Origin of the sequence: Pelagibius sp. 7325 (genome assembly GCF_037652055.1) — a bacterium.
Taxonomy (GTDB): domain Bacteria; phylum Pseudomonadota; class Alphaproteobacteria; order Kiloniellales; family Kiloniellaceae; genus Pelagibius.
The window spans coordinates 307,959-330,263 of the sequence record NZ_JBBKAH010000011.1; the positions used below are offsets into that span (position 1 = coordinate 307,959).

25 protein-coding genes are annotated in these 22,305 nt (G+C 68.1%); 14 read left to right on the forward strand and 11 right to left on the reverse strand.

What is annotated here, in order from left to right:
- Window positions 1–150: 150 nt before the first annotated feature.
- The 4 genes from WDC82_RS21395 to WDC82_RS21410 form a co-directional block, all read right to left on the reverse strand.
- Window positions 151–789 (reverse strand): pyridoxamine 5'-phosphate oxidase family protein, encoded by a 639-nt coding sequence (locus WDC82_RS21395; protein WP_340119442.1) that lies wholly within the window; start codon window positions 787–789, stop codon window positions 151–153.
- Between the two features lie 130 nt (window positions 790–919).
- Complete coding sequence (locus WDC82_RS21400) at window positions 920–1,486, reverse strand: hypothetical protein (protein WP_340119443.1); 567 nt, start codon at window positions 1,484–1,486, stop codon at window positions 920–922.
- Between the two features lie 70 nt (window positions 1,487–1,556).
- Window positions 1,557–2,615 carry an L-idonate 5-dehydrogenase gene (locus WDC82_RS21405; RefSeq protein ID WP_340119444.1) on the reverse strand — a complete coding sequence of 353 codons (1,059 nt, stop codon included), beginning with the start codon at window positions 2,613–2,615 and terminating at the stop codon, window positions 1,557–1,559.
- A gap of 71 nt (window positions 2,616–2,686) precedes the next feature.
- Window positions 2,687–3,622, reverse strand: a complete 936-nt coding sequence (locus WDC82_RS21410; RefSeq protein ID WP_340119445.1) for a LysR substrate-binding domain-containing protein — start codon at window positions 3,620–3,622, stop codon at window positions 2,687–2,689.
- A gap of 113 nt (window positions 3,623–3,735) precedes the next feature.
- On the opposite strand from WDC82_RS21410, the gene WDC82_RS21415 reads away from it, so the two are divergent.
- From WDC82_RS21415 to WDC82_RS21435, 5 genes are all read left to right on the forward strand, one after another.
- Entirely contained in the window at window positions 3,736–4,551 is an 816-nt protein-coding gene (locus tag WDC82_RS21415; protein ID WP_340119446.1) for an aminotransferase class IV family protein, read from the forward strand.
- Window positions 4,552–4,697: 146 nt separating this feature from the next.
- Window positions 4,698–5,480, forward strand: coding sequence for an SDR family oxidoreductase (locus WDC82_RS21420; protein WP_340119447.1), 783 nt, complete (start codon window positions 4,698–4,700; stop codon window positions 5,478–5,480).
- Between the two features lie 103 nt (window positions 5,481–5,583).
- A complete protein-coding gene (locus tag WDC82_RS21425; protein WP_340119448.1) occupies window positions 5,584–5,949 on the forward strand; it encodes a metalloregulator ArsR/SmtB family transcription factor in 366 nt (121 codons plus the stop codon).
- A complete protein-coding gene (locus tag WDC82_RS21430) occupies window positions 5,946–6,479 on the forward strand; it encodes an SRPBCC family protein (protein WP_340119449.1) in 534 nt (177 codons plus the stop codon). Before WDC82_RS21425 ends, WDC82_RS21430 begins: the two co-directional genes overlap by 4 nt.
- Before the next feature lie 36 nt (window positions 6,480–6,515).
- On the forward strand, window positions 6,516–7,535 hold the full coding sequence (locus tag WDC82_RS21435) for a DUF899 family protein (RefSeq protein ID WP_340119450.1): 1,020 nt from the start codon (window positions 6,516–6,518) through the stop codon (window positions 7,533–7,535).
- A gap of 13 nt (window positions 7,536–7,548) precedes the next feature.
- Here the strand turns inward: WDC82_RS21435 and WDC82_RS21440 are convergent, their stop codons facing one another.
- Window positions 7,549–7,950, reverse strand: coding sequence for a RidA family protein (locus tag WDC82_RS21440; protein WP_340119451.1), 402 nt, complete (start codon window positions 7,948–7,950; stop codon window positions 7,549–7,551).
- A gap of 40 nt (window positions 7,951–7,990) precedes the next feature.
- Window positions 7,991–8,956 carry an ABC transporter ATP-binding protein gene (locus tag WDC82_RS21445; RefSeq protein ID WP_340119452.1) on the reverse strand — a complete coding sequence of 322 codons (966 nt, stop codon included), beginning with the start codon at window positions 8,954–8,956 and terminating at the stop codon, window positions 7,991–7,993.
- Between the two features lie 290 nt (window positions 8,957–9,246).
- On the opposite strand from WDC82_RS21445, the gene WDC82_RS21450 reads away from it, so the two are divergent.
- The 3 genes from WDC82_RS21450 to WDC82_RS21460 are packed head-to-tail and all read left to right on the forward strand — an operon-like array spanning window position 9,247 to window position 11,610.
- A complete protein-coding gene (locus WDC82_RS21450; protein WP_340119453.1) occupies window positions 9,247–9,954 on the forward strand; it encodes an ABC transporter permease in 708 nt (235 codons plus the stop codon).
- Complete coding sequence (locus WDC82_RS21455) at window positions 9,947–10,735, forward strand: ATP-binding cassette domain-containing protein (RefSeq protein ID WP_340119454.1); 789 nt, start codon at window positions 9,947–9,949, stop codon at window positions 10,733–10,735. Before WDC82_RS21450 ends, WDC82_RS21455 begins: the two co-directional genes overlap by 8 nt.
- 35 nt (window positions 10,736–10,770) lie before the next feature.
- Entirely contained in the window at window positions 10,771–11,610 is an 840-nt protein-coding gene (locus tag WDC82_RS21460; protein ID WP_340119455.1) for a substrate-binding domain-containing protein, read from the forward strand.
- A gap of 136 nt (window positions 11,611–11,746) precedes the next feature.
- Here the strand turns inward: WDC82_RS21460 and WDC82_RS21465 are convergent, their stop codons facing one another.
- On the reverse strand, window positions 11,747–12,379 hold the full coding sequence (locus WDC82_RS21465; protein ID WP_340119456.1) for a class I SAM-dependent methyltransferase: 633 nt from the start codon (window positions 12,377–12,379) through the stop codon (window positions 11,747–11,749).
- A gap of 29 nt (window positions 12,380–12,408) precedes the next feature.
- On the opposite strand from WDC82_RS21465, the gene WDC82_RS21470 reads away from it, so the two are divergent.
- Window positions 12,409–13,239, forward strand: a complete 831-nt coding sequence (locus WDC82_RS21470; protein WP_340119457.1) for a molybdate ABC transporter substrate-binding protein — start codon at window positions 12,409–12,411, stop codon at window positions 13,237–13,239.
- A gap of 20 nt (window positions 13,240–13,259) precedes the next feature.
- Here the strand turns inward: WDC82_RS21470 and WDC82_RS21475 are convergent, their stop codons facing one another.
- Genes WDC82_RS21475 through WDC82_RS21490 form a run of 4 tightly spaced genes read right to left on the reverse strand, consistent with a single transcriptional unit; the run spans window position 13,260 to window position 16,329 of the window.
- The gene (locus tag WDC82_RS21475) at window positions 13,260–13,469 is read right to left on the reverse strand and encodes a TOBE domain-containing protein (protein ID WP_340119458.1); all 210 of its coding nucleotides are present in this window, start codon (window positions 13,467–13,469) and stop codon (window positions 13,260–13,262) included.
- 34 nt (window positions 13,470–13,503) lie between these two features.
- Window positions 13,504–14,403 carry a helix-turn-helix transcriptional regulator gene (locus WDC82_RS21480; RefSeq protein WP_340119459.1) on the reverse strand — a complete coding sequence of 300 codons (900 nt, stop codon included), beginning with the start codon at window positions 14,401–14,403 and terminating at the stop codon, window positions 13,504–13,506.
- 51 nt (window positions 14,404–14,454) lie between these two features.
- Complete coding sequence (locus WDC82_RS21485) at window positions 14,455–15,195, reverse strand: hypothetical protein (RefSeq protein WP_340119460.1); 741 nt, start codon at window positions 15,193–15,195, stop codon at window positions 14,455–14,457.
- Between the two features lie 18 nt (window positions 15,196–15,213).
- Window positions 15,214–16,329: a 5-methyltetrahydropteroyltriglutamate--homocysteine S-methyltransferase gene (locus WDC82_RS21490; RefSeq protein ID WP_340119461.1), complete on the reverse strand. Its 1,116-nt coding sequence runs from the start codon at window positions 16,327–16,329 to the stop codon at window positions 15,214–15,216.
- A gap of 240 nt (window positions 16,330–16,569) precedes the next feature.
- On the opposite strand from WDC82_RS21490, the gene WDC82_RS21495 reads away from it, so the two are divergent.
- The 5 genes from WDC82_RS21495 (at window position 16,570) to WDC82_RS21515 (ending at window position 22,275) form a co-directional block, all read left to right on the forward strand.
- Entirely contained in the window at window positions 16,570–17,625 is a 1,056-nt protein-coding gene (locus WDC82_RS21495) for a TRAP transporter substrate-binding protein (protein WP_340119462.1), read from the forward strand.
- 356 nt (window positions 17,626–17,981) lie between these two features.
- Window positions 17,982–18,506 carry a TRAP transporter small permease gene (locus WDC82_RS21500; RefSeq protein ID WP_340119463.1) on the forward strand — a complete coding sequence of 175 codons (525 nt, stop codon included), beginning with the start codon at window positions 17,982–17,984 and terminating at the stop codon, window positions 18,504–18,506.
- Window positions 18,503–19,825: a TRAP transporter large permease gene (locus WDC82_RS21505; protein WP_340119464.1), complete on the forward strand. Its 1,323-nt coding sequence runs from the start codon at window positions 18,503–18,505 to the stop codon at window positions 19,823–19,825. Before WDC82_RS21500 ends, WDC82_RS21505 begins: the two co-directional genes overlap by 4 nt.
- 132 nt (window positions 19,826–19,957) lie before the next feature.
- Complete coding sequence (locus tag WDC82_RS21510; protein ID WP_340119465.1) at window positions 19,958–20,344, forward strand: hypothetical protein; 387 nt, start codon at window positions 19,958–19,960, stop codon at window positions 20,342–20,344.
- On the forward strand, window positions 20,341–22,275 hold the full coding sequence (locus tag WDC82_RS21515; protein WP_340119466.1) for a pyrroloquinoline quinone-dependent dehydrogenase: 1,935 nt from the start codon (window positions 20,341–20,343) through the stop codon (window positions 22,273–22,275). Before WDC82_RS21510 ends, WDC82_RS21515 begins: the two co-directional genes overlap by 4 nt.
- Window positions 22,276–22,305 lie beyond the last annotated feature (30 nt).

Below are 22,305 nucleotides of genomic sequence, written 5' to 3' on the forward strand. Positions count from 1 at the left end.
TAGAGGCCTTTCCCCTGCAGCAGGCGATCTTTGCGGCTGGTGGGATGCAAGCGTGGCGAAGGGAACGCCATGTGCTGATGCCAATGGGTCCCGGGGTCAAGCCCCGGGACGACAGTGGTGTGTGCGGGGGACTTCAGCGCGCCTCGCCTGCTACCACATCGTCTTGCGGGCGCGCTCCGGCCATTCGCGGTCGTAGGCTTCGCCGCCGACGCGCGCGTCGCTGGCCGAGGCGAGGATCTGGCCCGGCGTCGGCAGGCTCTTCGGATCCACGTGGTGTTCCGGGTTCCACAGGTCCGAGCGCACGATGGCGCGGGCGCACTGGAAGAACACCGTCTCCACCGCGATGACCATGACGCTGCGCGGCGCCTTGCCTTCGACCGCAAAGCGCGCCAGCAGCTGCGGGTCGATGCTGATCTGCGCGCGGCCGTTCACACGGATGGTGGAGCCGGAGCCCGGCACCAGGAACAACAGGGCGACGCGCGGGTCCTGCACCACGTTGCGCAGGGAATCGATGCGGTTGTTGCCGCGCCGGTCCGGCAGCATCAGCGTGCGCTCGTCCTCGATGTGCACGGTGCCCTTGAGCTCGCCGCGCGGCGAACAGTCGAGCCCCTCCGGCCCGCTGGTGGCAAGCGCCATGAAGGGCGAGACCTCGATGAAGCGGCGGTACTCCGGCGTGATGACATCGACCTCCTTGACCAGCGAAGCCTCGACCGGCTGACCGTAGAGCGCCTGCAACTCGGCGACGCTGGTGATGACGGACGGAGCGGAGTTCGGCGCGGTGTCGGGCATGGCGGCTTTCCTGGCGGCAATAGGGGCGGCGAAGCGGGCGGTAAAGACGTAAGCTGCGGGACCGAACCTAACGCAGCGACGCCCGCGCGCCGACATGAAGTTTTTGTGGCTGCGCGATGACCGCGGGGCCTCAGTGAATTTCGATATAGAAGGTCGCCCAGGGCCAGCGCAGTTCGTCCTCGGCGGTGAGCGCCCGCCCGTCAGGGTAGCTGTAGACCACCCAGAGCGGCCCGCGCTGGCCGAGTGCGAGCGGCTTTCCGTCCTGGCGGATGCCGACGATCCAATCGAGCGCCTGCAGCTCGTCCCAGGTGATCTCGCTGGCGTAGCCGTCGAGCGCCAGCAGCATGACGCCGCTGCCGCCTCCCTCCCTGGCCCCGCCGACGGCCGCGACCAGGTCTTTCAGATAGGGCCCTTCCAGGGTGACCGGCTCGGGCCAGTCTTCCAGCACGATCTCGGCCTTGTGCATGCCGAGAGCTTCCAGCATGGCGAGGTCGAATGCCGCCGCCTTGTCGAAGCCACGCTCGTGGTACTTCAGGAAGGGGTCCTTGGCCGCATCGAAGGGGCCGCGGTTGGTGTTTTGGATATTGCCGGCGACGGTGACCACCACCGCGCCCTCCGGGGTCGGCAATTCCGCCGCCACGGCGGGTGCCGCGGCCGCCAGCAGCCACACCAGGGCGGCGATCGTCCGTCTGAGCATCTGCATCATTCCTCTTCGATGAGTCTTCCGGGGGCCCGGATGAGTTGAACGCGCGATCTGTTGAACGAGATCAGTTGAAGGCGATCTGGGCCTTCATGACCTGGCTGCGGTCGCCGGCCAGCTCGAAGGCCTTCACCGCGTCGTCGAAGGCGATGGTGTGGGTGATCAGCGGCTTCACCTGGATGAGGCCCTTGGCGATCATCTCCACGGCCAGCGGGAACTCCTCGTGGAAGCGGAAGGAGCCGCGCAGCTCCAGTTCCTTGGCGGTCACCTGCGTCATCGGCAGGGTCATGTCGCCGCCGAGGCCGAGCTGCACGACAACCCCGCGCGGCCTGAGCGCGCCGAGGCCGGCGACCAGCGCCGGCTGCGCGCCGGACGCCTCGCAGAGCACATCGAAGTGGCCCTTGCCGGCGGCGTAGGCGGCGAGCGCATCGGCCTCCCTGGCGACGTTGCCAGCGACGTTGATAGTGCGGTCGGCGCCGGCCGCGGCGGCGTGCTCCAGCGGCCTGTCCTCGATGTCGGTGGCGACCACCTCCGCCGCGCCGGCGCGCCGGGCCGCCAGCACCGTGAGGACGCCGATCGGCCCGCAGCCGGTGACCAGCACGCGCTTGCCGAGCAGCGGCCCGGCGCGGCGGATCGCATGCAGGGCGACCGACAGCGGCTCGGCCATGGCCGCCTCGCCCGCCGTCACGCCGTCCGCCTTCACGCACTGCGCGGCGTCGACCAACAGGGCTTCGCGGAACGCACCCTGAATGTGCGGAAACGGCATCGCCGAACCATAGAAGCGCATGTCGAGGCAGTGGTTGGCCAGGCCTTCCAGGCAGTAGCGGCAGGCGCCGCAGGGCCGCGACGGGTTCACCGCCACCAGGTCGCCCACGGCAAGGCCCCCGGGAAACGTTTCGGCGACATCCGGGCCCAGCTCGGCGACGCGGCCGGAGACCTCGTGCCCCAGCACCATCGGCTGCTTCAGGCGCACCGCGCCGAAGCCCCCGTGGTGGTAATAGTGCAGGTCGGAGCCGCAGATGCCGCCGGCGGCGGTGCGCACCAGCACCTGCCCGGGCCCGGGCGCCGCCTCCTGCCAATCGTCGGCGCGGAGGTCCTTGGGGGCGTGAACGACGAGGGCGCGCATGGGGATCCTTTCGGTAGTGTTCCCGAGAGTGCCGAAACGGCAGGCGGCCGGCAAGAGCGTGACGCCTCCTTTTAACTGCCCGAGATCTGCAGCATAGTGCGCTCGGCCTCGGCCAGAATCCACTCCCGGAATGCCACGATACGCGGATCGTGCCGGGTGCCTTCGGGATAGACCAGTTGATAGGTGTAGTCCTCGCCAACTGCGAGGGAGAAATCGAACAGTCTCACCAACCGACCCCGGGCGATGTCATCCGCGATCATCGGCAAGTCGGCAAGGCCGATAGCGGCGCCGTCAAGCACCGCCTGGACGACATGGCCGGAATCAGAGAACGCAATGCAGCGGCTATCGTCGAAGTCGTCGATACCGGCCTCGGCCATCCACATGCGCCAGTTCGGCCAGATCAGGTCGCCGGTTTTCCAGTCCATGTAGCAGAGCGTTTCTCCGAAGAGGTCACGCGGCTGTTCAAAGCGGACGCCGGTTTCAAGGAGCCGCTTGCTGCAAATCGCCACGACGCGCGTGTCGAACAGCCTGTGTGAGCGCGCGCCTTCCGTCTGGCCGGCGCCGAAGCGAACGGCGAGGTCGATATCGTCGAGGTCAAAGCTGCGCAGCTGATCGGTAACGTCGAAGGTCAACTCGAAGGCCGGACAAGCCTGGCGCAAAAGCGAAAGTCTCGGCAGGAGCCAGTTGGCCGCAAAGCGTGCGCTTAGCGACAGGTGCAACTGGTTGGTGCCGCGCGCCACGCTGCGCGCACGGCCGACCGCGCGCTGCAGGCTGTCGAGCGCCTCGGCAGCCGCCTCGAACAGCACCGCGCCCGCAGGGGTAAACTGGATACTGCGGCTGCTGCGCGTGAACAGCTTCAGATCAAGCTGATCCTCAATCTCCTTGATCTGAAAACTGACCGCTGCCGGCGTCAAACCGACCTCCCGCGCCGCGCGCGTAAAATTCAAATGCCGTCCGGCGGCTTCGAAAGTCCGCAGGGCGCGCGCTCCGGGAAGGTTTCGACGCATTTTCGCTTCAAGTTTTTCTTACTAATACCTCAAGAAATATTCGATTCTCCAGCGCTCTTCAACATCCGATATCAAGTCGACTTTGATGAAATCGGCTGTCCAGGAGTAACCGGATGTCAAGCTCCCGAAATCCCTATGTCACGCAACACAACGGACGGACGGCGAGCGCCGAGGACCTCGCTCCCCTCGCCTTTGCCGGGTTCGCGCACTTCACCGCCATGCAAGTCCGCGGCGGGAAGATCCGCGGCCTCGACCTTCACCTGCAACGCTTGAGCTCCGCGTCGATGAGACTGTTTGGGCATGCGCCGCCCGACGAGCAAGTGCTGTCCCATCTGCGCGCCGCCCTGCGCGCCGGTCCTCCCAACCTCTCGCTCGTTGCGACGGTATATTCGCCGGCGGGAGAATTCACCACGGGAAGTCCGGGCGACGTACCGGAAATGCTGGTGCGCAGCGGCCCCGCGGCGTCGGGACCGTCAGGACCGCTGAGGCTTGCGGCGGTGCCCTACGAGCGCACGCTTCCAACGGTCAAGCACGTCGGCGAAGTCGCCAAGACGTACTTTCTGCGCCAGGCCGCCGCCCAGGGCTTCGATGACGCCGCCTTCGTCGACCGGCGCGGCCGGCTGAGCGAAGCGTCGATCTGGAACCTGGCATTCTGGGACGGCACTTCGGTGGTGTGGCCCGAGGCCGAGATGCTGCAAGGCACCACAATGGCGATCCTGCAACGGCAGCTGGACCGTCTGGGGGTGCCGCAGCGCAGCCAGGAAGTCACGCTTGCCGACCTGCCGACACTGACCGGTGCGGTGGTGATGAACTCCTGGACGCCGGGCGTGGCGGTGCGGGGGATCGGAGAGATGCCACTGCCCGCCGCCCCCGACCTGCTGGAGCTGCTGCACCGCGCCTTTCAGGCCGAGCCTCTCAGTTCCCCCTAGGGAACCTCGCGCGGTCCGGCGGCGGCGTGTTGACGATGACGGTGAACGGCAGCGCTGTGTGAGGGAGACGCTCCGGTGGTTGACGGACCCGCCTGCTTGACCCACAAAGACGGCCCGCCTCGCCGTCACCAGCAGGACTTCCGCCCATGGACTCGCTTTCCCTCTTCGACCTCACCGGCAGGCGCGCGCTGATCACCGGCTCCAGCCGCGGCATCGGCTTTGCCCTGGCGAAGGGGCTGGCCGGTGCCGGCGCCGAGGTGATTCTGAACGGCCGCGACGAAGCGCGCCTGACGGCCGCGGCCGAAGCGCTGAAGGCCGAGGGCGCCCCTGAGAACGTTGCCATTCACCTGCTGGGCTTCGACGCCACCGACCACGCGGCGGTGAAAGCGGCGGTCGATCGCTTCGAGCAGGACATCGGCGCCATCGACATCCTCATCAACAACGCCGGCATGCAGCACAGGACGCCGCTGGAGGATTTCGACCCCGCCGACTTCGCGCGGCTGATGGAGACCAACGTCACCACGGTGTTCAACGTCGGCCAGGCGGTGGCGCGCCACATGATCGCGCGCGGGCGCGGGCGCATCGTGAACATCTGTTCCGTGCAGTCGGCGCTCGCGCGGCCCGGCATCGCGCCCTACACCGCCTCCAAGGGCGCCGTCGCCAACCTGACCAAGGGCATGGCGACCGACTGGGCGAAACACGGCCTGCAGGTGAACGGCCTCGCGCCCGGCTACTTCGAGACCGAGCTGAACGCCGCACTGGTCGCCGACCCGGCGTTCTCCGCCTGGCTCGCCAAACGCACGCCCGCCGGCCGCTGGGGCAAGGTCGAGGAACTGGTCGGCGCGGCGATCTTCCTTGCGGGCGAGTCCGCCAGCTTCGTGAACGGCCACATCCTCTACGTCGACGGCGGCATCACCGCGAGCCTCTGATCCCGCCGCCACCGGCCAGCCTTCAGCCACCGCCGCCGCGGCCGCCGCCCGATATTCAACCAAATGGTTGACAATCGGGCGGCACCCCTCTATATTCAACCACATGGTTGAACTTGAAGCCGCCCGCCTAGATGCCATCTTTCACGCCCTCGGCGACGCGACGCGCCGGCAGATGCTGCGCGACCTCGCCGCCGGCGAGCGGACGGTCGGCCAGCTCGCCGAGCCCTTCGACATCTCGCTGGCGGCCGCCTCCAAGCACATCAAGGCGCTGGAGAACGCCGGACTGATCCGCCGCGAGGTGCGCGGGCGCACCCACCTTTGCCGCCTGGAGCCCGGACCGCTGGCCAGCGCCCACGAATGGCTGACCTTCTACAAGCGGTTCTGGAACGAGCGCCTGGACCTGCTGGAGCGTCTGCTGCGCCAGGAAGCGGGCCGAGCCTCCCCCCCGAAGAATGGAGACGACAAATGAACGACCTCGCCAGACTGGATCCCTACGGCGTGCTGACCGAGCCCGCCACCTTGAAAATCCAGCGCCTGCTGCCCGGCCCCATCGAGCGCGTCTGGGCCTTTCTCACGGAGAGCGACCTGCGGCGCCAGTGGTTGGCCGCGGGCGACATGGAACTGAGCGTCGGCGCGCCCTTCGAACTGACCTGGCGCAACGCCGAGCTGACCGATCCGCCGGGGCAGCAGCCGGAGGGCGTTTCCGGGGAGCACAGCATGGAGAGCCGCATCACCGAGCTCGATCCGCCGCGCAAGCTGACCTTCACCTGGACCAACAGCGGCGACGTCTCCTTCGAGCTGGAGCCGAGGGGCGACGACGTGCTGCTGACCGTCATTCATCGCCGCCTGCGCGACCGCTCGATGATGCTGATGGTCGGCCCCGGCTGGCACGCGCACCTCGATGTCCTGGAGGCGCGGATGCGGGGCAGGAAGCCGGTGCCCCACTGGGACAACTGGACCCGCCTGAAAAAGGAATACGCCGAGCGCATTCCGGTCTGACGGCCCCCCGGATTGGTTGCACCAAGGAGAGTGACGATGACCACGCACGTGACCGGTACGAGAGAAGAAGGGCTGGCGGCCCGCCTGGCGCTGCCGGCAGCCGAGAAGGACCTGACGCGGCGCAGCGACGAACTCGCGCGGCGCCGCCGGGAACTGCCTTGGGTCCGGGTCGACAAGGCCTACCGCTTCGACACCGACGACGGCGGCGCCTCGCTGGCGAAGCTCGGCAGGCGGCAGGCAGGCCGCTTGCGGCGCGGCGCAGGGGCTGTGCCGCGCCGCCGGCGAAGCGCCACGATCGGAAGAGCCGCGCAAATCTGCCTGGCCGTGTCGATCGTCGCGAGCGTGCTGACGGCGGGCGCGGGCCGGGCGGCCGAACCGGTCCTCGAGCGGATGCCCGCCGACCTCGAAGCCCGCTTTGCCTTGAGCGCCCTGCCCGCGGCGCTGCGCGAGGGTGCGGCCGTCTATCTGCTCGACCCGCAGCAGGGTTACCGGCTTTCCCGCGAGGGAACCAGCGGCCTGACCTGTCTTGTCGAACGCACTGTCTGGGAATGGGTCGACTTCCGCGACGACATCTACATTCCGCTCTGCTACGACGCCGCGGGCACGAAGGCCCACCTGAAAGTCATCATGGACGCGGCCGCGCTGCGCGCCGAGGGAATGGGCCCCGCCGCGTTGAAGGCCGAGATCGAACGCCGCTACAGAGACGGAATCTATCGCGCGCCGGAAAAGCCCGGCCTTTCCTACATGGTCGGTCCGGTCATGCGCGCCCTGGGGCCGCCCGACTTCAAGCTGCACACCATGGCGATGCCGCACCTGATGGTCTATGCGCCGCACGCCACGAACGAGGACATCGGCGCGCAGCCCGAGCTCGCCGATCGCGCGACCCTCGTCTATCCCTTCATCGACAGGCAGGGCAACGGCGAGCAGACCTACATCATCCAGATGCTGGGGGAGGCGGAAAAGGCGCAGATCCTGGCCGACGAGAAGACCCTGGTGGAAGACCTCTGCGCCTACCGCGACGTCCTCTGCCTGCCGGAGATGACGCACGCGCAGTGAACCCCGCGTCACGCTAGTCCCGGTACAGCACCAGGTCGATCTCGACGCGCGCGTCGCGGGCCAGCGCGGTGACGCCGACCGTAGTGCGGCCCGGCAGGCGGGCGTCGTCCGGGTAGTAGACCTTGTAGACCTCGTTCATGCCGGGAAAGTCGGTCTTGAAGTCGGTCAGGTAGACCCGCGCGAAGGCGGTGTCCGCCAGGCTATAGCCGGCGTGGGCGGCGATGCGCTCCAGGTTCTTGAACACCAGGTGCGTCTGCGCCCCGATGTCGGCCGGCAGCGGCGCGGCGAGGTCGTCCGGGTCGGCCGGCAGCTGGCCGGTGATGTAGAGGAACGGCCCGGCCTGGACCGCGTGGCTGTACCGGGCGCCGGGCGGCGCCGGCGCGGCATCGGGGGCATTCAGGTGCTTCAGGGGCATGGCTTTTCGGCTCTCTTTCTGCTCGGCAGGGCGACGACGCTCACATCCACTGTGCGATCATCTTGTGCTGCACGTTGGCCTGGGCGGCAACCCGATAGTACGCGATGAGCTCGCGCAGCGGATTCGAAAGGCGTTCGAAGCCGGAGATGAAGGCGACCACGACGCCGATGGTGGTCTCGCCCTCGATCACCATGAGGCCGCCGACCAGCAGCACGCTGAGCGGCGCGACGGCGCTCAGCAGGTTCATCAGCGCCTTCTGGCCGAACTTCCAGAGAAAGATGCGCATGCGGTTGTCGTAGATACGGTCGAGGGAGAGCGGCAGGCCGCTGTGGCTGAAATCGTCGTCGCCGCCCGGCAGCTCCGTCACCTGGTCGCCGAGGCTGCGCAGCATACCGACGCGCCGCTCCATCAGGCGGTTGATGCGTGCCTGCAGCAGGGGCATGAGGATGATCTGCGGCACGATGAAGATCAGGCTGATCGCCGCCACCAGCGGCTCGACATAGAGCATGTATCCGCCCATCGCCAGCAGCATGCCGCCGTTGATAACCGGCTGCGACAGGCCCTCGCCGACGAAACCGCCGAGGCGGTCGATCTCGGCGCCGATGATGGAGACGGCCTCGCCGCTGTGCTGCGCCGCACCGTCGCCGTTGTGCCGCTCGTAGAGGTGCGTGAGGTGCGCGCGGTTGTAGCGCACGGCGCTCTCGCTGAGCCAGCCCTGGTACATGTGCAGGGCATACTTGGTGATCCCCTGGACCAGCAAGACCGCCAGATAGATACCAGCCAGCAGCCACAGCAGGTCGAGTTCGCGGTCCTTCATCACCTCGTCGACGATGCGCCGCTGCAACTCCAGCGGGATGGCGGTGAGCCCGGCCGCCGCGGCGGCGAGCAGGCAGATCCAGACCTGGTGGCGGCCGCTCATGCGCCAGACGTAGCCGAACAGCGTGGTGGCAGGGCTGTCGTCGCCGGTTCGCCGGATGCGGCGCGGGTGGAACAGGAATTTTGACATGAAGAATCCTCTACAGATTGCCGACCGATCCGGACCGGCCGCGCTCCGGAATTTCGGCCGCCAGGGAGCGGAGGCAACCCCTTGCCTTCGAAAGGCCCCTCGTGGTCCAAGGGCGACAACGCCCGATCAACCGGCAGTGTTCCCGCGGGGCCCTCGTATGTCCGTGCGGCTTGCCGCTCCGCCGGGGCACTTGTATGCTTTTCCTCCGTCAGTCCGGAAAAAATGACAAATTACACATCCGGACGCTAAAATCTGCGTCTGCGCACGGCCGGGCGGGAGGGAGACTAAAAATGCAGGATTTCGGGGCGGCCTTCAGCCAGGCCTTTGCCCTCATTCTCTCCGGTGACGCCGATCTGCTGGAGATCATCGCACTCTCCCTGCGCGTCACCTTCTCGGCGGTTCTGCTGGCCTGCGCTATCGGCCTGCCGCTGGGCGCGGCGCTTGCCGTCGGCCGCTTTCCCGGCCGCGCCGCCGCGGTCACCGTCGTCAACGCGCTGATGGGCCTGCCGCCGGTGGTTGTCGGCCTGGCGGTCTACCTGATGCTCTCCGGCGCCGGCCCCCTGGGGCCGCTGCAACTGCTCTACACGCCGACGGCGATGATCATCGCCCAGACCATCCTGGTCACCCCCATCATCGCAGCGCTGACCCGCCAGGTGGTCGAGGACCTCAATGCCGAATACGACGAACTGCTGCGCTCCATGGGCGCGCGGCCCCTGGCCGTCGTCGCCACCCTGCTGTGGGACGCGCGCTACTCGCTGGTGACCGCCGCGCTGGCCGGGCTGGGCCGCGCGCTGGGCGAAGTCGGCGCCATCATCGTGGTCGGCGGCAACATCAACCACGTGACCCGGGTGATGACCACCACCATCGCGCTGGAGACCTCCAAGGGGAACCTCTCTCTGGCGCTGGGCCTCGGCGTCATCCTGGTCGGCCTCTCCATCCTGGTGAACGGCCTGGTCATGGGACTGCGCAGCAGCGCGGCACGCATGGCCTATGCATGATGTCGTGCGCAAGGTCGCGGCGGACGCGGCGACGCCGCCCCGCAACGCGGCGGCGGCCGGGCCCTCCGGCATCTGGCCGATCATGCTCGATGCGCTGCGCCTGGAAGCCGGCGGGAAGACGCTGATCGACGGCCTCTCGCTCGAGCTCGCGCCCGGCAGCCGCAGCGTCATCATGGGCCCCAACGGCGCCGGCAAGTCTCTGACGCTGCGCCTCATCGCCGGCCTCATCCGGCCGGGCGCCGGCAGCATCACCTACGGCGGCAAGACTGCCGATGCGGCCCTCCTGCGGCGCATCGCCGTGGTGTTCCAGCGGCCCGTGGTGCTGCGCCGCTCGGTCGCCGCCAACCTGAAGCACGCGCTGGCCACCTACGGGGTGCCGCGGGCCGCGCGCGCGCGGCGCATCGACGAACTGCTGGCCCTCGGGGGGCTGCAGACCCTGGCCGAGCGGCCGGCCCGCGTGCTCTCCGGCGGCGAGCAGCAGCGGCTTGCCATGGTGCGCGCGCTGGCCGCCGAACCGGACCTGCTGCTGCTCGACGAGCCGACGGCCAGCCTCGATCCGCAGGCGACCGCCGCCATCGAGACGCTGATCGGCCAGGCCGCCGCCGCAGGCGTGAAGATCGTCATGGTGACCCACGACCGCGGCCAGGCCCAGCGCCTCGCCGACGAGATCCTGTTCCTGCATCGCGGCCGCCTGACCGAGCGCAGCGCCGCCGATGCCTTCTTCAGCCGGCCGAATTCGGCGGCGGCGCAGGCCTACCTGGAAGGCCGGCTGCTGCTGTGAGACGTGAAGCCACAGTCAATCAAAGGGAGACGCTTATGTTCAGACGCTCATTCCTCATGCTCGCCGCGGCGGCGACCGCCGCCGGCGTCGCTTTCGCCGCACCGGCCAGCGCTGACGACAAGTTCATCATCGTGCAGTCGACCACCTCGACGCAGAACTCCGGCCTGTTCGACTACATGCTGCCGATCTTCACCGACAAGACGGGCATCGAAGTGCGCGTGGTCGCGGTCGGCACCGGCCAGGCGATCAAGAACGCGCAGAACTGCGACGGCGACGTGCTGTTCGTGCACGCCAAGCCCGCCGAGGAGAAGTTCGTCGCCGAAGGCTACGGCGTCGCGCGTTCCGACGTGATGTACAACGACTTCGTCATCGTCGGCCCGGCCGGCGATCCCGCCGGCGTCGCCGGCAGCAAGGACGTCACCGGCGCGCTCGCCAAGATCAAGGCGGCCAAGGCGCCCTTCGCCTCGCGCGGCGACGACTCCGGCACCCACAAGGCCGAACTGCGCCTGTGGCAGGCCGCCGGCATCGATCCCGCCGCCGACAGCGGTGGCTGGTACCGCGAGACCGGCTCGGGCATGGGCGCGACGCTGAACACCGCCGTGGGCATGAACGCCTATGCCATGACCGACCGCGCCACCTGGATCGCCTTCGGCAACAAGGGCGACTTCAAGGTCGCCGTCGAGGGCGACGAGCGCATGTTCAACCAGTACGGCATCATCCTGGTGAACAAGGAGAAGTGCCCCAGCGTGAAGGCCGACCTCGGCCAGACCTTCGTCGACTGGGTGCTCTCCGACGAAGGCCAGAAGGTCATCGCCGACTACAAGCAGAACGACCAGCAGCTGTTCTTCCCCAACGCCAACGGCAAGACCAGCTGACTTCGCAACCGTGCCTCGCCCTTCGAGACGGCGCTGCCGCGCCTCCTCAGGGTGAGGCACTCACTTGGGAAAAATCGTCCTCATGCTGAGGAGCGAGCGAAAGCGAGCGTCTCGAAGCACGAGGACGGTTTTTGGCCTATCCCGGCCGCCGCGCCGCGAAGCGGACGACCTCCGCCTCGCCGCGGTGGCGGGGGCCTTCTTCCAGGCGCACCCGCCCGGCCAGCGCCTCGACGACCGCCAGACCGGGGAGCGCGGCGTGCAGTTCCTTGAGATCGTAGAGCCGGTCGGGATCGTCCGGGCCCATGTCGGGGCGCGCGGCCTGCGCCTTCGCGAAGCCTTCCAGCACCAGCCAGCCGCCCGGCGCCAGCGCGGCCGCGCCGACGTCCAGCGCACGGCGTCTCAGCGCACCGGTGCCCTGCAGGTAGATGATGAACACCGCCTGCCACTGGCGCCCCGCCGGCGGCACCCAGGCGGTGAGGTCGGCGGTCACGCGCTCCACCGAGACGCCGCGCCGCGCGTCGAGCGCCAGCGCGCGCTCCGTCGCGACGCCCGAGACGTCGACCGCCGTCACCGCCAACCCCTGCTCCGCGAGCCAGGCGCCGTTGCGCCCGTCGCCGTCGGCCAGGCAGAGCGCGCTGGCCGCCGTGAAATCGGCGCGCGCCAGGATCATCCTGAGATAGTCGTTGGGCGCCTCGCCGAAGAGCGGCTGCGCCGCCGCGCGGTAGCGCTTGTCCCAGCGCGCCGCCGAGGACCCGGTCTCTTCCTTCATCCGCTCACCAGCCAGGGAGATGTTTCGTCATGCGTAAGCTCCTCTTCGCCGCCGCCGTCGCCACCGCACTGGGCTCCTGGGCCGCGCTCAGCATGACCGCCGCGCGCGCCGCTGACCAGTCCCTGCAACTTTTTGCCGCCGGCAGCCTGAAGGCGGCGCTGAGCGACGTCGCCGCCGACTACGAGAAGACGACCGGCACCAAGGTCGCCGCCACCTTCGGGCCCTCCGGCCTGCTGCGCGAGCGCATCGAGAAGGGCGAGGCCGCCCAGGTCTTCGCGTCGGCCAACATGAAGCACCCGGAGACCCTCATGGAGGCCGGACGCGGCGGCCCGGTCGCGCTCTTTGCCCGCAACAAGCTCTGCGCGCTCGCCCAGCCGGCGGTCGCTGTCACCACCGAGACGCTGCTCGACGTCCTGCTGGACCCGGCGCTGCGCCTCGGCACCTCGACACCCAGGGCCGACCCCTCCGGCGACTACGCCTGGGCGCTCTTTGCCAAGGCCGAGGCGGTGAAGCCCGGCGCCCAGGCGGCGCTGGAGGGCAAGGCGCTGCAGCTGACCGGCGGTCCCGACAGCCAGAAGGCACCGGACGGCCGCAACCCCTACGGCTGGGTGATGGAAAGCGGCCAGGCCGACCTGTTCCTCACCTACTGCACCAACGCGGTGCTGGCGCGCAAAGAGGTCCCCGGCCTGAAGATCGTCGCCGTGCCGCCGGCGCTGGCGGTCGGCGCCGACTACGGCCTCATCGTGCTGGACGGCGCGCCGGCCGAGGCCTGGCGCCTGGCGCTCCATATCCTCTCCCCGGCGGGACAGAAAATTCTCGCCGACTACGGCTTCGAAAGCGGCGCCCTGCCGGACGATTGAGGGACCGCAGAGCCGCGCACTCAGTCGGTCGCGAGCATCACCTCGGAGGCCTTGATCACCACGTGGATGTCCTTGCCGACGGCGACGCCCAGGTCGTTGGCGGCGTCGGTGGTGATCATCGAGGTGATGACGTTGCCGCCGCCGATGTCAACCTTCACCTGGCTGTTCACCGGACCGTTCTTCACCTCGGTGACCTTGCCGGAAAAGACGTTGCGGGCGGATATCTTCATCGCTGCCTCCTCAGTAAGAATGTTCCACACGTCTTCACGGCGCGTTCCATACGACGCGGCCGTGGCCGGAGAGATCGTAGCCGCCGAGTTCCGCCGCCTTGGCCTTGAACGCGGCGCCGGCGCAGAAGTTCATGAGGCGCTGGAACGGCGGCTCGAACCAGGCGTGACGGTCGACCACCAGGTCGAAGCGCTCCTCCACCGTCGGCAGGAAGCCGAGGCCGAACTGCCGCGCCATGGCGGCCAGGCCCGGCGCCGCCTCGGCCTGGCCGGAGGCGACGGCGGCCGCCGCCTCGGTCTCGGTGCGCGCGAGCTCCGTCACGAAGCGCACCTTGCCGTCGGCGAGGTCGGCCTCGGCGATGAGATGTTCGAGCAGCAGCCCGGCGCCGGCGGAGGCCTGGCGGCGCACGACGCGGCGCCCGGCGAGGTCGGCCACCGAGCGCACCTGCCCGTCCAGCGCCTCGGCCAGCAGCAGGCCCTGCTGGCGCTTCGCCCATTCGACCAGCACCACCGGCGCGCCGCCCAGCGCCGCCTCGACGTGATCCAGGTTCCAGTCGCCGCGCGCCGGCTCGAAGACGTGCAGGCCGGCGATCCCGGCCTCGCCGCGCGCCAGGCGGGCGAGACCGTCGAGGCTGCCGTCGAAGAAGGTGGCGAGGCCCGAGCCGGACTCGCGGATCGCCCAGTCGAGCAGCGGGTCGTGGCTGCCGGCCAAGATGTTGGCCGGCGCCGTCTCCGCCCGCCCGCGCGGCGCCGCGCCCGTCTCGCCGGCCAGCCAGACCTCGATCTCGGCGCGCGGGAACAGCAGCTTGCCGGTGACGCGGCGGCAGGGAATCTCCCCCGCGGCGGCGAGGTCGTAGACCTTGCGCTCCTTCACCCGCAGCAGTTCGGCGACCTCGCGGGTGGTAAGGAAAGGGGGTTGTGTGGATTCGGTAGTCATGATGACCTTTAGCTACCGTGGGCAGTTAACGAGCAGTGAGAAGCGAGCCATCTAAAGCTTAATCTTCCAGTAATCTAGAACAGCCCTAACCGACTCTCTAGGGTAGTGAGGCCCTGCGTGCTCAAGGTCTCTCTTGATAGCGGCCAGTCGGCGCTTGGCGGCTTTCTCAATGTCCGGATTTAGCGGCACAGCCCCTTGTGGCATCCTGCCGCCCGAAGAACGAGGCCAACTCTTGGGATAGTCGTCCCACAGATTCCATCTGTCTAGCGCCGCATTCGTCTCATCCAAGGCCTTGTGATCACACCGCCAGCCATAAAGATTGTGAGCGCACAAGCGCAGCATCGCTTTGACCTCCGGCATGGTGTCCGTGAACGCCTTCAGCGGCGTTGGCAGCAGCACCATATTCGCGACGCAGGAGTAGAAGCGCGGATCGGCAACAACATCATTCGATTGTTGATATCGTGGATCGTCTACGCCCCAGATATGACAACTCGACCAGTTGGGACGATTCTTCTGGCGCATTGCGAGTGCCAAGGTTAGCGCCTTGTTGGCACATGTATTTCCTTCCAACTTATCGACCGTGCGCTTCGTAGTACGGCTCGTATTCGTGCGAACTTCCGTCCACGTCGCGTTATAGAGATAACGCTTTCTTGCGTGTTCTGGGTACCAAACGGGCAACAACCGAAACGTCTCCGGTGCTACCCATCTCGCCGTTCTCTCAATAAGAGAAGCAACCTCTCTGGCCGTAAGCACTCCCCTCAGCACATCTAGGCCATCAACGATGCCGCTCATTCTCCCAATTCTCGTAGTTCACTCACCCCACACCTCGCCCGCCACTTCGACGCAGCGTTCCAGTTTCTTCCACTGATCGTCCTCGGCAAGCTCGTTGCCGTGCGCCGTCGAGGAGAAGCCGCACTGGTGGCTGAGACAGCACTGCTCCAGCGGCACGTACCGCGCGGCCTCGTCGATGCGCTGCTTCAGCGCGGCCTTCGTCTCCACCTCGGGGCGCTTGGAGCTCATCAGGCCCAGCACCACGCGCTTGCCCTTGGGCATGAAGCGCAGCGGCGCGAAGTCGCCGGAGCGCTCGTCGTCGTATTCCAGGAAGAAGCCGTCGATCGCCATCTCGTTGAAGAGGATCTCGGCGACCGGCTCGTAGCCGCCTTCGGCCACCCAGGCGCTCTTGAAGTTGCCGCGGCAGAGGTGGACGCAGACCGTCATGTCCTTCGGGCGATCGGCGATCGCCTCGTTCACCAGGCGGCAGTAAAGATGGGTCAGGCTGTCGGGGTCGTCGCCGCGCGCCTCGGTGCGCGCGCGGATCTTGGGATCGCAGAGATAGGCGAGGTTGGTGTCGTCCATCTGCAGGTAGCGGCAGCCGCGCCGGGCCAGGTCGTCGATCTCCGCCCGGTAGGCCGCGGCGAGGTCGGCGTAGAAATCCTCCAGGTCCGGATAGACGCGCTCGGAGATCGCCTGGCGGCCGCCGCGGAAGTGCAGCATGGAGGGCGCCGGGATGCAGACCTTCGGCGTCTTGGTGACGGCGCCGGCCAGGAAGTCGTAGTCGGCGCCCTGGATCGGCTGGACATGGCGGATCGGCTTTTCCACGTGCATGGTCGGCGGGCGGAAGCCGACCTCGCTGCCGTCGTCCTTGCGGAAGGCGGCGGTGAACTCGCCGTAGGTGACGCTGACGCCTGCCAGCTTTTCCAGAAAGTCGACATGGAAGAAGGTGCGGCGGAACTCGCCGTCGGTGATGCCCTTGAGGCCGACCGCCTCCTGCTTTTTTACGACTTCGCGGATGCAGTCGTCCTCGACCGCGCGCAGCCCGGCGTCGTCCAGCTTGCCCGCGGCATGCCGCTCGCGCGCCTCGGTGAGACGCGCCGGGCGCAGGAAACTGCCGACGTGGTCGGCGCGAAAGGGTCGGGTCTCGGTCATTGCAACGTCTCCTCTTACCTGCCCGGTTGCTCCCGGGACTCCGCGTTCGCCAGATGAGGTTCCCTCTTATACAGGCTCCGGCGCCGGTTACCGATACCGGGCTTGATCGCGGCAGGCAGAAGACCCAAGCTGGCGTTATGACAAGTCCGGCCGGGCAGCAGAAGCCGGACCCAATAAGGCGCCCTCCTGGCCTGACGCGCCGTCCTGGCCGGCCGGAGAGGCGTGAACAGGAGGTTACGCATGGTCCGTAACGTTGCCGCCGCGCTGGCGCTGGTCCTCTCGACCGCAGCAGCCTTTTGCCTGCCTTCACCGGCGCAGGCCCAGGAAGGCACGCCGCAAGTCACCCTGCGACTGCACCAGATGCTGCCGCCGCAGGCCGCCATCCCGGCGCGCGCTCTCATCCCCTGGATCGAGAAGGTGGAGCGCGAGTCGCAGGGTCGCATTAAAGTAGAACATTACCCGTCCATGCAACTGGGAGGTGCGCCGCCGTCGCTCTACGACCAGGCGCGCGACGGCGTCGTCGACCTGATCTGGACCGTCCTGGGCTACACCCCCGGACGCTTCCCGAAGTCTGAGGCCTTCGAACTGCCGTTCATGGTGACCACGGCGGAGGCGACCAGCCGCGCCTTCCACGAGTACGCGCTGGCCAACGCCATGGACGAGTTCAAGGACGTCCACCCTATCGCGCTGCACACCCACGGCCCCGGCCTGCTGCACGTGAAGGGCGAGGGCGTGCACTCCCTGGAGGACATGCAGGGCCTGAAGATCCGCACGCCGAACCGCGTCGCCTCGGGCATGCTGAGCACCTTCGGCGCCACCCCCATCGGCATGCCGGTGCCGGCGGTGCCGGAATCGCTCGCCAAGGGCGTCATCGACGGCGTCGCCATCCCCTGGGAGGTCACCCTGCCCCTGAAGATCGCCGAACTGGTCAACACCCATACGGCCTTCTCCGGCGATCACGGCCTCTACACCTCCACCTTCATCTTCGCCATGAACCGCGATTCCTACGAGCGCCTGCCGGCCGACCTGAAGCAGGTGATCGACGCCAACTCGGGGCCCGAGGTCGCCGCGCTGTTCGGCCGCGCGATGGACGAGGTCGACGTGATCGGCCGCGGCGTCGCCGAGAAGGCGGGCAACAGCCTGGTCACCCTCGATGCGGCGGAGACCGCGCGCTGGCAGGAAGCGGCGCGCAAGACCACCGAGGACTGGATCGTCGAGATGCGCGGCAAGGGCATCGACGGCGCCGGCCTGGTCGCCGACGCCCGCCGGCGCATAGAGAAGTACAGCGGTCAATAGCGCACCCGGCAGGGCGCACGGCAGGACACCCTGCCGCCCCGCCCGATGTTCGAATTGTCCAAAGATTTGTGCGAAATACCCCTTCCACCGTGAACGGTCCGGGGGCTGTAATGCGGGAAAAAACGCGCTAAGACTGGGCAGGCGCGGGGTTCCCGGAATCCCTAGGCAAGTCGGATTCGTCTTGGACGGGCCTCGCTGCTGCGGGCGCGGGCCGGATAGTTTCCGTCCCCGGCAGGGAAACGCAGCGCCCGCCGACGGAGTAACAACGAACGGAGCCTCGATCCTCCGACCAACGAACGAGACACCGCCAAACAGCCAAACAGCACGTCAGGCTTCTTCTTCTGGGGACCACCGACATGGCAACGGGGACGGGACGATCAGGCATTGATCGGGCCATAGAACGCATCGCCTTCTGGACGGCCATGGCGGGCGGCGCCGTGCTGATCGTCGTCCTCAGCCTGACCGTTATCAGCATCATCGGGCGCGCCCTCATCTTCGCCGGACTGGGGCCGATCCCGGGGGATTTCGAGCTGGTCGAGGCCGGCACCGCCTTTGCCGTGCTGTCCTTCCTGCCGCTGTGCCAGTTCCACCGCGGTCACGTCACCGTCGACCTTTTCCTGGCCCGCGCCGGGCGGCGGCCAAACGCGATGATCGACGTCGTGGCCAACCTGCTGATGACCGGCGCGGCCGGCGTCATCACCTGGCGTCTCTTCCTCGGCCTGCTCGACAAGCGCTCCTACGGCGAGACCACCTTCATCCTGCAGTTCCCGGTCTGGTGGAGCTATACCGCCGCTCTCCTCGGCGCCGCCGTCTTCACCCTGGTCTGTGCCTACACCGTATGGCGCAGCCTCGGCGACGTGCGCGAGGCCGCGCAACGATGAGTCACCTGGAACTCGGCCTGTGGTCCTTCCCGATCCTCCTGGGAATGATCTTCCTGCGCATCCCCATCGGCCTTGCCATGCTGATGGTCGGCTTCTTCGGCACCTGGCTGGTGACCGGCAGCTGGATCCCCATCCTGGCGCAGATGAAGTCGCTGACCTACGACACCTTCTCCAACTACTCGCTGTCGATCGTGCCGCTGTTCCTGCTCATGGGGCAGTTCGCCACCCGCGGCGGCATGTCCCAGGCGCTCTTCAAGGCGGCGGAGACCTGGCTCGGCCATCGCAAGGGCGGCGTCGCCATGGCCGCGGTCGGTGCCTGCGCCGGCTTCGGCGCGATCTGCGGCTCCTCGCTCGCCACCGCCGCCACCATGGGCCAGGTCGCCCTGCCGGAGCTGCGCCGCTACGGCTATTCCGGCGCGCTGGCGACCGGCTGCCTCGCCGCGGGCGGCACCCTGGGCATTCTCATTCCGCCTTCGGTGGTGCTGGTGATCTACGCCATCCTCACCGAGCAGAACATCATCAAGCTGTTCATGGCCGCCATGGTGCCGGGCGTGCTGGCCGCCCTCGGCTACATGCTCACCATCGCGGTCTACGTACGCCTGAAGCCGGGCTCGGCCGGCCTGCGTGAGCGCGCCGGCTACGGCGAGCGCTTCACCGCCATCGTCGCGGTCTGGCCGGTGCTGGTCATCTTCGCGGTGGTTATCGGCGGCATCTACCTCGGCTGGTTCACGCCGACCGAGGGCGCCGCCGTGGGCGCCGCCGGCACCGGCCTGGTCGCCCTCTTCAACGGCGGACTTTCCTGGCGCGGACTCGGCGAAGCCATCACCGGCACGGCGATCTCCACCGGCATGATCTTTTTCATCGTGCTGGGCGCCGCCGTCTACAACGGCTTCCTCGCTTTCTCCCAGCTGCCGCAGGAGGCGGCCAACACCGTCGCCTCCATGGGGGTCAGCCCCTGGCTGGTGCTGCTGGTGATCCTGCTCTGCTACCTGGTGTTCGGCTGCGTCATGGATTCCCTCTCCATGATCCTGCTGACCATCCCGATTTTCTTTCCCATCGTCTCGGTGCTCGACTTCGGCCTGCCGGCCGAGGAGATGGCGCTGTGGTTCGGCGTCATCGTGCTGATCGTGGTGGAGGTCGGCCTCATCACGCCGCCGGTCGGCATGAACCTCTTCGTCATTAACTCCATGGCGCCCGACGTGCCGCTGACGCGCACCTACGGCGGTGCCCTGCCCTTCGTGCTGAGCGACATCATCCGGGTGGCGATCCTCATCCTCTTTCCGACGATCACCCTGGGCCTGGTGCGGCTGCTCTACTGACGCGCCCCGATCGCGGAACCATCCCCGCCGCGCCGAGTTCTCTTTAAAAGGGCAACACGCGGACGGCGAGAGCGTCGGCGTGATCTGTCCTCTTTGCCTCAGCCATCCTGCCAGTCTCACCTGGGGGCAACCATGTCCGATCGACTCGTCAGCGATCCCGGCGGCAATCTCCTGACCCTCTGCGCCGCGGTGGGCGCGATCGTGGCCGCCTTCGCCTACTTCGACCCGGCAAGCGGCATCAACGGCACTCCCGGGGCCTTGCTGGTCATCGCCTCCAGCATCGCGATCTGCCTCGCCGGCCTCGTTGTCGTCGCCGCAGCGCTGCACCGGGGCCCGTTACACGCGACCCTCGTCGTGCTCCTGCTGCTCGGCATCCTCGGCACCGCATTGGCCGCAGCGATGCTGCACAGCACTCTGCTGCTCGCGATGATGGGGCTCTGCCTGCTCGGCTGGCTGGCGCATCTCTTCACCCGCAAGGGCGGCCGCCCGGCGGCCGCAGCCGAAGGAGCCGCACGATGATGCAGCCTTGCCCGCTTGCGCCTCGCAATCTTTTGCGCGGCAGCGCGCTCACCCTCACGCTGCTTTGTGCGGCGGCGGCCGACGCCGCGGAGCCCGGCGACTGGTCGACCTTCAACGGCGACCTCGCCGCGCAGAAGTACACGACGGCCGACCAGGTCACGCCGCAGAACGTCGGCGAGTTGGAGAAGGTCTGGGAGACCCACACCGGCGACGTCTCCGACGGCAGCGGTGACAGGCCGGCCTCGGTATGGTCGGCAACGCCCCTCTTCGTGAACGACACGCTCTATCTCGGCACGCCGTTCTACCGCATCTTCGCGCTGGAGCCCGACACCGGCGCGGTGAAGTGGACCTACGACAGCAAGTCCTCGCTCGAGGCCCTCACCCAGCCCGCCCTGAAGAACCGCGGCGTCGCCTACTGGCAGGCAGAGACGCCGGCCGCCGGCGAGCCCTGTCAGAAGCGCGTCTACATCGGCACCATGGATGCCAAGCTGCACGCGGTCGACGCCGACAGCGGCGCGCCCTGTGCCGATTTCGGCGAGGACGGTGTGCTGAACGTGAACCAGTGGAACACGCCGGAGGCGGAATGGCCGCTCTCCCTGCTGCAGCCGCCGACGGTCTACCAGGACACGCTGTTCATCGGCTGGGCCGGCAAGGACTGGGCGGCGAGCGCGACGCCGCCGGGCATGGTCTTTGCCGTCGATGCGCGCAGCGGCGCGCTGAAGTGGTCGTTCAACCCGCTGCCGGATGACTATCCGGGCATCACCGGCACCGCGAACGTCTGGGCCTCCATGTCGGTCGACGCCGAGCGCGGCATCCTCTACCTGCCGGTCAGCTCGCCCAGCCCCAACTTCTACGGCGGCAACCGCACGGCGCCGATCCCGCTGGCCACCTCGGTCACCGCGCTGGATACCGAGACCGGCGCGGTGATCTGGAGCCGCCAGCTGGTGCACCACGACATCTGGGACTACGACACCCCGGCACCGCCCACCCTTGTCGACATCCGCAAGGACGGGCGCACCATCCCCGCCCTGGTGCAGACCTCCAAGCAGGGCTTCCTCTATGTGCTGGACCGCACCACCGGCGAGCCGGTCTATCCGATCGAGGAGCGGGCGGTGCCGGCCTCCGACGTTGACGGCGAAGAGGCGGTGCCGACCCAGCCCTGGGTCGAGACGCCGCCGCCCGTCATCGACGTCGGCGACTGGCCCGGCGTGTTCTGGCTGGCCGACTGGACGAGCCTCGGCTACTGCAGCGAAACCGCCGAGGCGCTGCGCTACGAAGGACTCTTCACGCCGCCCAGCCAGGAGGGCACCCTGACCTACCCGGCGACCGTCGGCGGCGCCCAGTGGGGCGGCGGGGCTGTCGATCCGCGCAGCAACACCTTCATCGTCAACAGCTCCAGCGTCGTGCAGATCTACCGGCTGATCGCCCGCGAGCAGTACGAGAGAGAAGCGACGGGCGGCGGCAACGAGCAGGGCTATTCGCCCCAGGCCGGCGCGCCCTACGGCATGCACCTGACCAACTTCCTCAATCCCCTCGGCATGCCCTGCTGGAAGCCGCCCTACGGCACCCTGTCGGCCTACAACCTCGACAGCGGCGAACTGCTGTGGCGCAAGCCCTTCGGTCAGGTGCAGAAGTGGGGCTTCTACATGCCGGAGTCCTGGGGCTCGCCGACCATCGGCGGCCCGGTGGTGACGGCCAGCGGCCTGGTCTTCATCGGCGCCTCGATGGATTCGCACGTGCGCGCCATCGACGTGAACAGCGGCGAGGCGCTGTGGTCGGCGCAGGTCGACGCGCCGGCGGTCTCGCTGCCCGCGGTCTACACCTACCAGGGCCGGCAGTACGTGGTCTTCGCCGTCGGCGGCAATTCGATCCTGTCGCCGCGCGTCTCCGACCAGATCGTCGCCTTCGCCCTGCCGCAAGGGCGCGAGTGAGTTCCGGATTTTCCTGGGCCCAGATTTTTT